General features: G+C 63.1%; 3 protein-coding genes (1 of these 3 only partly in view). All 3 read left to right on the forward strand.

Features of this window, described 5'->3' with window-relative positions; all coding sequences use genetic code 11:
• Positions 1–5,159, forward strand: the 3' portion of a protein-coding gene (locus V7773_RS26540) for a non-ribosomal peptide synthase/polyketide synthase (RefSeq protein ID WP_336076103.1). 8,377 nt of this gene lie to the left of the window's left edge; 5,159 of the gene's 13,536 nt are visible here — the last part of the coding sequence; its start codon lies off the left edge, out of view; it ends in the stop codon at positions 5,157–5,159.
• On the forward strand, positions 5,156–8,383 hold the full coding sequence (locus V7773_RS26545; RefSeq protein ID WP_336076104.1) for a non-ribosomal peptide synthetase: 3,228 nt from the start codon (positions 5,156–5,158) through the stop codon (positions 8,381–8,383). Before V7773_RS26540 ends, V7773_RS26545 begins: the two co-directional genes overlap by 4 nt.
• A gap of 703 nt (positions 8,384–9,086) precedes the next feature.
• Positions 9,087–11,561, forward strand: coding sequence for a TonB-dependent siderophore receptor (locus tag V7773_RS26550; RefSeq protein WP_336076105.1), 2,475 nt, complete (start codon positions 9,087–9,089; stop codon positions 11,559–11,561).
• The last annotated feature ends 135 nt before the right edge of the window (positions 11,562–11,696 follow it).

The following is an 11,696-nucleotide window of genomic DNA, read 5'->3' on the forward strand; positions in this document are numbered from 1 at the left end:
TCCTGGCCCGACCATCCGGACGCTACCGCGACTACATCAAGTGGCTGTCGGCTCAAGACCCTCGGGCCAACGAGCAATTCTGGCAGGCGCAACTGGCCGAACTGGACGAGCCGACGCTGCTGGCGGGGGCTTTTGCCCGGGACAACCGCACCGATGCCCGTCATGGCCACGGCGAACACGAGCAGTTGCTCGATGCCCAAACCACGGCGCGGCTGCAGCGCTTTGCCCGTGAGCAGAAAGTCACGGTCAACACGCTGGTGCAAGCGGCCTGGCAGTTGTTGCTGCAACGCTGTACCGGACATTCCACCGTTGCCTTCGGCGCCACCGTGGCCGGACGTCCGGCACAGATTCCCGGCGTGGAGCAGCAGATCGGCCTGTTCATCAACACCTTGCCGGTCATCGGCCAGCCCCGGGCCGAGCAGAGCGTCGGCCAATGGTTGCAGGAGGTCCAGGGGCGCAACCTGAGCCTGCGCGAACACGAACACACGCCGCTGTTCGATATCCAGCGCTGGGCCGGGCAGGGCGGTGCGGCACTGTTCGACACGCTGCTGGTGTTCGAGAACTACCCGGTTGCCCAGGCGCTGCAAGAGGGCGCGCCGGCCACGTTGCGCTTCGGCGAGGTGGTCAATCACGAGCAAACCAACTACCCACTGACCCTGGCGGTGAACCTGGGGGAAACGCTGTCGTTGCTCTTGAGTTACAGCCACGACAGCTTCACGCCGGCCGACGTGAGTCGTATCGGCGGGCACCTGCGCCATCTGCTGGAGCAACTGACCCTGGGCGGCGAGCGCTCGGTCGGGCAATTGGCATTGCTCGATGCCGAACAGCAACAGGTCCAGCAGGGTTGGAACGCTACCGCGATGGATTACCCCCTCGATGGCAGTGTGCATCGACTGATTGAAGCGCAAGTGGATAAAACCCCCGACGCCTGTGCCCTGGTGTTTGCGTCCCAGCGGCTGAGCTATGCCGACCTCAATGCCCAGGCCAACCGCCTGGCCCATGTGCTGATCGAGCACGGGGTCGGCCCGGATGTGCTGGTGGGCATCGCCGTGGAGCGCTCGGTGGAAATGGTGGTCGGCCTGTTGGCGATCCTCAAGGCCGGCGGCGCCTACGTGCCGCTGGATCCCGAATATCCCCAGGATCGCCTGGCCTACATGTTCGACGACAGCGGCATCGGCTTGCTGCTGACCCAGGGGCATTTGCTGGAACAACTGCCGCTGCCGACCGGCCTGCGCAGCCTGGTGCTGGATCAGCCCGGCGACTGGCTGGCCGGCCGCAGCGACAGCAATCCAGCGGTCGCGGTCGATGCTGAAAACCTCGCCTACGTGATCTACACGTCGGGCTCCACCGGCAAACCCAAGGGCGCGGGTAACCGTCACTCGGCGCTGGTCAATCGGTTGTTCTGGATGCAGGACGCCTATGGGTTGGCGGCGAGCGACCGTGTGCTGCAAAAAACGCCGTTCAGTTTCGACGTGTCGGTCTGGGAGTTCTTCTGGCCATTGTTGACCGGTTCGACCCTGGTCATGGCGCCACCCGGTGCCCACCGCGACCCGGCGCAGATGATCGAGCTGATCAACGCGCAGCAGATCACCACCTTGCACTTCGTCCCGTCGATGTTGCAGGTGTTCATGCAAGACCCGGCGGTGGGTCGTTGCCAGAGCCTGAAACGGATCATTTGCAGTGGCGAAGCCTTGCCGGTGGATGCCCAGTTGCAGGTGTTCGCCAAACTGCCCGCCGCCGGCCTGTACAACCTGTACGGCCCCACCGAAGCGGCCATCGACGTGACGCATTGGACCTGTGTCGACGAAGGCCGGGACGCGGTGCCGATTGGCCAACCGATCGCCAACCTGAGCACGTTTATCCTCGACCCGGACCTGTCGCCGTTGCCGGTGGGGGTCACCGGCGAGCTGTACCTGGGGGGCGAAGGCCTGGCGCGGGGTTATCACCGTCGTCCGGCGTTGACCGCCGAACGCTTCGTCACCAGCCCGTTCGGTGACGGCGCGCGCCTGTACCGGACCGGCGATCTGGCGCGCTACCGGGCCGACGGTGTGATCGAGTACGCCGGGCGCCTGGATCATCAGGTGAAAATCCGTGGCCTGCGCATTGAACTGGGCGAGATCGAGGCGCGCCTGGCCGAACATGCCGAGGTCCGCGACAGCGTCGTGATCGCCCAGGACGGCACGCTGCTGGTGGGCTATGTGGTGCCGCAATCCTCGGCGCTGTTGAATGCCGAGGCCAGTATCGGCCTTGCCTTCGAGCAAGCCTTGAAGACCCACCTGGGTCAACACCTGCCGGACTACATGGTCCCGCAGCATTGGGTATGGCTTGAGCGCATGCCGGTGAGCCCGAACGGCAAACTGGAGCGCAAGGCGCTGCCCCGATTCGACGCCAACCAGTCGCAGCAAGGCTTCGTGCCGCCCGAGGGTGAGCTGGAGCAACGGATTGCCTGCATCTGGCAAGAAGTACTGGAGGTAGAGCAGATCGGGCGCAACGATCATTTCTTCGAACGCGGCGGCCATTCGTTGCTGGCCACCCAGGCCGTCTCACGACTGCGCAAGCTGACGGACTATCCGCTGAGCCTGCGGGACCTGTTCAATCATCCGCAGCTCAAGGCGCTGGCGGTCCTGATGGCTGGGAGTGCGGATGGAGCGGTTCGGGCGGGCGACTCCAGTGGGATCCGGCTCAAGGCCCATGGGCCGCGACGTTCGGCACCGTTGTCGCTGGTGCAGCGGCGCCTGTGGATCGCCGAACAATTGTCCGGCGGCACCTCGGCCTATGGCATGCCCCTGGCGTTGCGCTTGTCTGGCGAGTTGTCGGTGGAACACCTGTTGAGCAGCTTCGCCGAAGTGGTCCGCCGCCATGACGTGCTGCGCACGGCGTATACCCAGGACGACGAAGGCGATCCGCTGGCGCTGATTGCCGATGAGATCGAAGGGGACTTCCCGGTGATCGATTTGTCGGGCCTCTCGCCCAGCGCCCAGCAAGAACAGGTGGCCCGGGCGACGCTGGAAAACGCGCGCACGCCGATTGACCTGCAACAGGCTCCGCTGTGGCGCGGGCGGATCCTGCACCTGGGACCGACCGAGCATGTGTTGTTGTATGCCATGCACCACATCATCTCCGATGGCTGGTCGATGGGGCTGTTGATCAACGAACTGGTGCAGGTCTACGAAGCGTCCCTCAACGGCCAGCCGATGCCACTGCCGCCCCTGGACGTTCAGTACTACGACTTCGCGTTGTGGCAGCAGGCGCTGGAAGACCAGGGCGTGCTGGCGCGTCAGGCCGACTACTGGAAACACCGGCTCAGCGGCTATGACGGTCGCCTGAGCCTGCCACTGGAAAACCCGCGGGGGCAGACGGCCTCCTATGACGGCGATGCGTTGCAGTTCCACCTTTCCCCCGGATTGACGGCGGCATTGCGGCGTTTATCCAGCGAGGCCGGTGTCACGCTGTACAGCACACTGCTGGCGTCGTTCCAGGTGTTGTTGCACCGGGTCTGCGCGGCGCAAGACATCGTCGTGGGTGCCGACGTGGCCGGTCGTGAACAGCCTGAGCTTGAGCGCCTGATCGGTTTCTTCGTCAACGTGTTGCCCCTGCGTTCGCGTTTTGACGCCGAACTCACGTTTGCAGCGTTCCTGGCCCACACCCAGGACAACCTGCTCGGTGCGCTGGAGCATCAGGACCTGCCGTTTGACCAGATTGTCGAGGCGTCGGGCGTACCGCGACACAAGGGGATGAATCCGTTGCTCCAGGTGTTGTTCGTGATGAACAACGTACCGGTACGCAGCCGAACCGTGGCCGGATTGAACGTGGAAGCCCTGCCAGCCCTTGAGACCCATTCTAAATTCGACATGGCGTTGTTCGTTGACGAAGAAGAAGGGCAACTGCGCGGTAATTGGCAGTTCGCCACAACCTTGTTCGGACATGAGCGCATTCAGCACCTGATTCAGGCCTGGACAGCCCTGTTGGAACAGATCGTCGCTGATCAGGACATTCAATTGGGAGCTATCCGCATGCCAGTCAACCACTTGGCGGCAGCCGCCAGGCCTGCCACCGTCCCGGGGCCCAAGGCCGATAAGTTGGGCAAGTTTCTCAAGCGTTCCGCGACCCCGGTCGCCAGGCCCCGGCCAACACGGGTGCGCGAATCCCTGGTGGCGGCGCCGCAACGATTCCCGCTGATGCTGGAGCCGGGCGAGCCCCATCTGGATGTCATCGAGTGGATCCAGCAGAACCGGGCGTTCATTGAACAGAAGCTGGCCGAACATGCGGGCATTCTGTTTCGCGGTTTCCAGCTGGACGGCATCCAGGGCTTTGAAGCGTTCGCCGAAGCGATCCAACCGGGCCTTTATGGTCAGTACGGCGACCTGCCCAAGAAGGAAGGGGGCAAGAACACCTACCGTTCCACGCCGTACCCCGAGCGCAAGATGATCCTGTTCCACAACGAGAGCTCCCATCAGGACCGCTGGCCGCGCAAGCAGATGTTCTATTGCGAGCAAGCCGCGCCCGTGGGCGGCGCGACCCCGGTGGTGGATTGCCGCTTGATGTACGAAAAGCTGCCGGCGGACCTTCGTGAAAAGTTCGAGGACAAAGGCCTGCTCTACGTGCGCACCTTCACCGACAAACTCGACGTGTCGTGGCAGCACTTCTTCAAGACCGAAGACCGCGGCGAAGTGGAGGCCCGCTGCCGGGCGGGTGGTATCCAGTGGCGCTGGCTCGATAACGACGAGTTGCAAACCCGCACGCCGGGCCCGGCGATCATCACCCACCCGATCACCGGCGAGAAGTCGTTCTTCAACCAGGTGCAGTTGCATCACATCTACTGGCTGGAGCCGGATGTACGGGAAGACCTGCTGTCGATGTTCGGCCTCGAACGCATGCCACGGCAGGTGTATTACGGCGACGGGACACCGATTGAGGATGAGGTGATGGCGCGTATCGGTGAATTGTACGAAGCCTGTGCGGTGCGCTTCGACTGGCACAAAGGCGACGTGATCCTGCTGGACAACATGTTGGTGGCCCACGCTCGCGATCCGTTCGAAGGCCCGCGCAAGATCGTGGTGGCCATGGGCGATATGTACGACCACAGCAGTCTTGAGCACCGGCCTGCCGCCGGGCAAACCACCCAGGGCGCACTCAACACCGAGGAAAGCGGAGCATGAACGAGGTCACGATGGACGCGCACGATTCAGGTTTCGCCCTGACGCCCGAGCAACAAACCGTGCTTGAGCAACTGTCGACCACGGCGACCTGTGGCGACGCCTTGCGCTGGTTGAACGTGGTCATTGACGGCGATCTCGATCCGCAGCGCTTGCAGGTGGCGTTCGATACGCTACTGGCGCAGCAGCCGATGCTGCTGGCGCAACTGGGTAAAGTCGCCGGGTTCCACGGTTTGCGTCAGGCCGCCGCTGGTGCCGGGCGCTTCCCACTGACGGTGCAGGCCGGTGAGCAACGGGCCGAGGAAGTCCAGGCGCAGATCAACGAATCGATGGGCCGCGCGTTTGTGCCCGGCGAATCGGCAAGCGTCCAGGCTGTGCTGTATCGCCTGGGGCCCCAGCAATGGCAACTGCGGCTGGGCATCGCCCGCTACAGTGCCGATGGGCAGTCGCTGAATCTGCTGCTTGAGCAAGTACAGCACGCATACGCCGGGGAGCCGCCAGCGGAAGACGACGCGCCGGGCGAGTTTGCCCAGTACCTGGAGTGGCGCAGTGAAGTGGTGCTGGATGAAGATGCCGCCAGCGCACGCAGCTACTGGCAGCAACACCTGCAAGGCCAGCAGACGGACATCGCCACGCCATGGTTGGCCGGCCGCAGCGCCAGCCGCGAGACCCGCGCCGCCGACGCCTGCGTGGCCCTGACACTGGAGCCTGCCCAGTGTGAGGCTTTGCAACGTCTGGCCACGCAGCTCGGGCAGCCGCTTGCCACGCTGCTGCAAGGCGCCTGGTGGGTGTTGCTGGGCCGTTTGAGTGGGCGTGAGCAGGCGCTGGTCGGTGTGCGCCATGACAGCCGCAGCGACTACGAATACTTCGCCAGTGCCGTGGGCGTGTTCGAGAAAACCTTGCCGCTGTGCGTTTCGTTGCCCGCCGCCCAGTCGTTCAATGAGTGGCTGGTGGCGCTGGCGGCTCGTCTCGAAGAACACCGCACCTGGCAGGAATACTGGACGCCGGAACTGAGCCCTGACGCGGCGCGCCCGGCCTACGGTTTTACGGTGGCTCAGGCGAGTCGTGCCCAGGACAGCAGTGGTCTGCACTGGGCGCCAGTGTCGGTGCCTGTGCGGGCCGATGGGTTCGAGTGCTTGTTGCAGGTGCAATTGAACGGTGCCGAGCAGCTTGCCGGGGTTGATCTGTACTACGCCAGCGCGCTGTATTCGCCAGCCTCGGCCAATGCCGTGCTGGAGCAGTACGGCGTGCTATTGGCGTCGATCCTTGCGGCCGGGGACACCCCACTGGCGCAGCTCAGCCTGCTGAGTCGCGCCGAAGAACAGCGCTTGCGAGCGATCAACCCGCCGATGCAGGCCTTGGTCGATGGCCGCTATCTGCCCCGGCGCATCGCCGATTGGGCGAGTCATGCGCCGGATGCCATCGCCCTGACTGATGCCCACCAGCAGTTGAGCTATGGCCAGTTGCAAACCCGGGTCGACAGCCTGGCCCAGGGCTTCAAGCAACAAGGCCTGGGCAAGGGTTCGATTGTCGCGCTGGCGTTGCCGCGCTCGGCGGAGCTGGTGATTGCAATGCTGGCGAGCTGGCGCGTGGGGGCGGCGTATCTGCCCCTTGATGTGCAATGGCCCCAGGCGCGCCAGGCGCTGATGCTGGAGCAGGCTGGCGCGGCTGTGTTGCTGACCGATGCGGCGCATCTGCCGGCCTGGCAGGATCAGCCCTACACGGCGCTGACCGTGGCGCAGCTGAGTCAGTCGACGGGGGCATTGCCAGACCTGGTCACTCAGGGCAACGACATGGCCTATGTGTTGTTTACATCCGGCTCCACCGGGGTGCCCAAAGGCGTGGTGATCGAGCATCGGCAATTGCTCAACTACACCGCCCAGGCCAGCCAGGCCCTGGGACTTGAGCAGTGCAAGGACGTCGGTTTCACGTCCACTGTGGCGGCGGACCTGGGCAACACGACGTTGTTTGGCGCGTTGTTCAATGGCGCGACCCTGCATGTGGCCAGCGATGAGCAAATGCAGGACGGCGCGTTGTTTGCCGAGTACCTGCAGCAGCAACGGATCGACTGCCTGAAAATCGTACCGTCGCACCTTGCGGCACTGCTCGACAGTGAGCAGGCGACCCTGCCGCTTACGCTGATTCTGGGCGGCGAGCCGATCCCCGCGACGTTGATCGAGCGCATCGCCCGGTTGCGCAGCGATTGCCGGGTGTTCAACCACTATGGGCCGACCGAAGCCACGGTGGGGGTGATGATCCATCCGTTGTCGCTGCACGGCGCGGTCGATGATTGTTCGGCGCTGACTCAGGTGCTGGGCAACAACCAGGTTTACGTGCTGGACGCCGATCTGCGCTTGGCGCCGGTGGGCGTGCTGGGTGAGGTGTACCTGGGCGGCGCGCAGTTGTGCCGGGGTTATCTGAATGCCAAGGCGGATGAGCAGACGTTCATCCAGAGCCCGTTCGATCCGGCCCAGCGCTTGTATCGCAGCGGCGACCTGGCGCGTTATCGCGCGGACGGGGCGATCCAGTTGCACGGTCGGCGTGATCAGCAGGTCAAGGTGCGTGGGTTCCGTATTGAGCTGGCGGAGATCGAGGCCGAGCTGCTGCGTGTGCCGCAAGTGGCCGAAGCATTGGTGCTACCGGCAACGTCGGCTGAGCAGGGACTGTTGGCCTTTGTCGTGGCGCAGCAGGGCAGGTCGGCGGGTTTGCTGGACGCCGTCCGTGCTGAGCTGAGCGCTCGCCTGCCCAGTGTGATGGTGCCGCAGCAATTGCAACTGATCGAACGGTTCCCGCGTCTGGCGAACGGCAAGATCGATCGCAAGGCGTTGCAACAGTGGGCGGGTGCGGCGATGGCGGACGAAGACGCGGCCCCACGGGATGCACTGGAGCAATTGCTTGCCGCGCGCATGGCGCAATTGCTTGGGCTTGAGCGATTGGGCATCGATCGCGACTTCTTTGCCGCCGGTGGTCATTCGTTGCTGGTGATCAAGCTGGTGGCCGGTATTCGCAAGTTGTTGCAGTGCGACATCCACCCGGGGCTGGTCTTCGATCATCCGACCGTGGCGTCGTTGGCACTGGCCTTGCGGGCAGTGGAAAGCAGTCCGGGGCAGCTGGAAAAAATCGCCCAGGTCCGCCTGCGCATGGAAGCGATGAGCCCCGAGGAAAAGGCCCTCCTGACCGAACAGGCCCGCCAGCTGCAAGCCGCCAGGGCGGCGCCGCTGGGCTGATTCAGGGGCGGGTCAAATCTTAAAACCCGGCAGAACCCTGTGGTGAGGGGATAAATCCCCTCGCCACAAAGGCCGAGTTGCCAATGAATAGGTCTGCCCGACGCTGACGAATCCGAATAACCCACCATCAATCCCGCCATACACCAACCCCCGTGGCGAGGGAGCTTGCTCCCGCTGGACTGCGCAGCAGTCCTGAAACCGGCTGCCGCTATTTGTCTGGCTCACCGCGTGAGGGCTTTTGGGGCTGCTGCGCAGCCCAGCGGGAGCAAGCTCCCTCGCCACATTCTGATCGTTCCCACGCTCTGCGTGGTAACGCATCCCGTGACGCTCTGCGTCACCTTGTAGAAGCGGAACGCGGAGCGTCCCTGGCGGCATTCCCACGCGGAGCGTGAGGAACGATCGATCTAGCGGCGGTTTTTTAACTTTTTACGCGAATGATAAATAAACTCATTCCGGTTTTTGGCAGGTGCTGCGTCTTACTTAGGTATGTGGGCAAATCGGGTCGGGCAGGACGCCCAGGCACCGGGTTTGTTCAGCAAAGATTTCGCCGTCGTCCAGCCAGATGACCGTGCCCGGGGAGGGGCCGGTCGGCCACGCACTGACATTGCCTTGGGGCAATCGACCGTGCGGGCTCACGTGTGCTGGCGAGCGGCGGGCCCTTCGGCCCCATGGACTTTTACTTCTACCAATAATAGAGAGCACGATGTCATCCATTCATGAGTTGAAACCTCTGTTCAAGGCACTCGTCATGTCCCGCGGCCTGCGTTCGCGGCGGGTGTTGGCCGGTCTGGGGTTGGTCTGCGTACTGCCCCTCAGCGCTCAGGTGATGGCGGAAGACGTCAGCATCAACATTCCTGCGCAACCGCTGCCGCAGGCACTGCAAGCGTTCGGTCAGCAGACCAACCAGCAAGTGATCTACAACGCTGCTGATATGGCCGACCTGAAGAGCACCCGCGTCAGCGGCAAGATGAGCCCGCAGGCGGCCATCGCCGAACTGCTCAAGGGCACTGGTGTGCGCTACAGCCTCGAGGGCAATACTCTGATGCTGATGCGCGGCCCTGCCACCGGAGGCCTCGAGCTGGGCGCGACCACCGTCAAGGCAACGGCCCTGGACGCGACGACCGAAGGCAGCCAGGCCTATACCAGTAACGCGGTGACCATCGGCAAGGGCACCCACACCCTCAAGGAAATTCCCCAGTCGATCACCGTGATGACGCGCAAGCAGATGGATGACCAGAACCTGGTCAGCCTCAAGGACGCCGTCAACCAGACCACCGGTATCGTTGGCCTGCAGGGCGTCGGCCAAGGCATGATCCTGTCGTCCCGCGGTTTCCAGATCGACGACTGGCAGTACGACGGTGTGCCGATCCTGCGGAACAACTATTCCCTGGGCAACTGGGCGACCCAGGACCTGATTTTCTTCGACCGCCTGGAAATCATGCGCGGCGCCGCCGGCCTGCTGCAAGGCACTGGCAGCCCCGGCGGTGCCGTCAACCTGGTGCGCAAGCGTGGCCAGCACGCTCCGACCGTGACCCTGACCGGCAAGGCCGGCTCGTGGGATCACTACGGCCTGCAACTGGACGCTGGCGGCCCGCTGAATGACGCCGGCAACATCCGCGGCCGTATCGTCGCCGACGAAGACCAGAGCAATTCCTTCGTCGACCATGCGTGGAGCAAGACCCATTCGCTGTACGGCGCGCTGGACATCGACCTGAGCGAAGACACCACCCTGGGCTTCGCCGTCAGCCAATCCAACGGTGAATCACGCGGCAACATCCGCGGCTTGCCACGCTACGCCGACGGGTCGATGCCCGACGTGTCGCGTTCGACCTACACCGGCGCGCGCTGGAACCGTTCCGACATCGATGTCACCACCTACTACACCGACCTGGAGCATCGCTTCAACGAGGACTGGGCGCTCAAGGTGGGGGCCGTGTACATGACCGAAGACAACCAGGCGAAAAACCAGCGAACGCAAAATGGCGGTGTCGGTCTCAATCCTGATGGTACTGGTGTGCAATATGCCGACTTCGTGACCGATTTCCAGTCCACGAAGTCTGGTCTGGACATGAACCTGAACGGCAAGTTCGAAGCCTTGTCGATGGAGCAGGAAGTCATGCTGGGGGGCAACTTTTCGCAGTTGGAGACCGATGATAAATTCGCCCGGACTTTCAACAACAGCAGCAGCGACACGATCTTCGACTTGAACAACAACCGTCCGGACATCAGCTACGATGGCCTGATCAATAGCCCGGGGGGGCGAGGCACCCTCAGCAAATACGATATCCGCCAGAAGGGTGTGTACGGCACCTGGCGCGTCAAGCCGGTCGATGACCTGACGCTGGTGCTGGGTTCCCGTGTCAGTTGGTATGACTTCAGCTACAAGTCGAAAACCGAAACCGCGGCCAACGGTATCACGCCCAACGCCCCAAGCACCGGAACCGAAACCGGGGTGGTCACGCCCTACGCCGGCATCATCTATGACCTGAGCCGTGAGTGGGCGGTGTACGCCAGCTACACCGATGTGTTCCAGCCGCAGACCGAGGTCGATCCCAGCGGTTCGGTGCTCAAACCCATCGTCGGCACCAACTACGAAGTTGGCCTCAAGGGTGAGTTGATGGACGGTCGGGTCAATACCTCCCTGGCTGTCTTCCGTTACGACCACGAGAACCGTGCCGTCTCCATCGATGGCTGTACTGACGTGAACTGCTCCAGTGCCTCGGGGAAAGTGCGCAGCCAGGGCATCGATGCCGAAATCAGTGGTGAAGTGGTGGACAACCTGCAGTTGTTCGCGGGCTACACCTACAACACCACCAAGTATCTGGAGGACCCGGACAATGAAGGCAAGGTCTTCAGTACCTGGACGCCGAAACACATGCTGCGCGTGTGGGGTAACTACCAGTTCACCGGTGACTGGAGCCGTGTCAGCACCGGCTTGGGCTTCACCACCCAAAGTCACACGATGGTTTACGACTATGACCGCGAAATCCCGGGTTACACCGTATGGAATGCCCGCGTTGGCTACCAGCTGACGCCGGAAATCGCTTTGGCGGTCAACGCCAACAACCTGTTCGACAAGACGTATTTGACGTCCGCTTACAACCAGCTCAATGGCAACAACAACTTCGGTGACCCACGCAACCTGATGTTCACCGTGAAGTACACCCCGCAGTTCTGATTCACGCGCGCAGAAAAAACCGACCCGCCTTGTGCGGGTCGGTTTTTTTATGGGGTTTGCCAGGCCGTCCAGCCAGTTTTCAGGGGAATGCAAAACCTGTGGCGAGGGAGCTTGCTCCCGCTTGAGTGCGAAGCG

Source organism: Pseudomonas sp. 3JA, from assembly GCF_036961705.1.
GTDB classification, from domain to species: Bacteria; Pseudomonadota; Gammaproteobacteria; order Pseudomonadales; family Pseudomonadaceae; genus Aquipseudomonas; species Aquipseudomonas fluorescens_Q.

What these genes read in the sequence shown, in the direction of transcription:
- V7773_RS26545 (WP_336076104.1), top strand. Translation starts at nt 5,156, where the DNA reads ATGAACGAGGTCACGATGGACGCGCACGATTCAGGTTTCGCCCTGACG.
- V7773_RS26550 (WP_336076105.1), top strand. Translation starts at nt 9,087, where the DNA reads ATGTCATCCATTCATGAGTTGAAACCTCTGTTCAAGGCACTCGTCATG.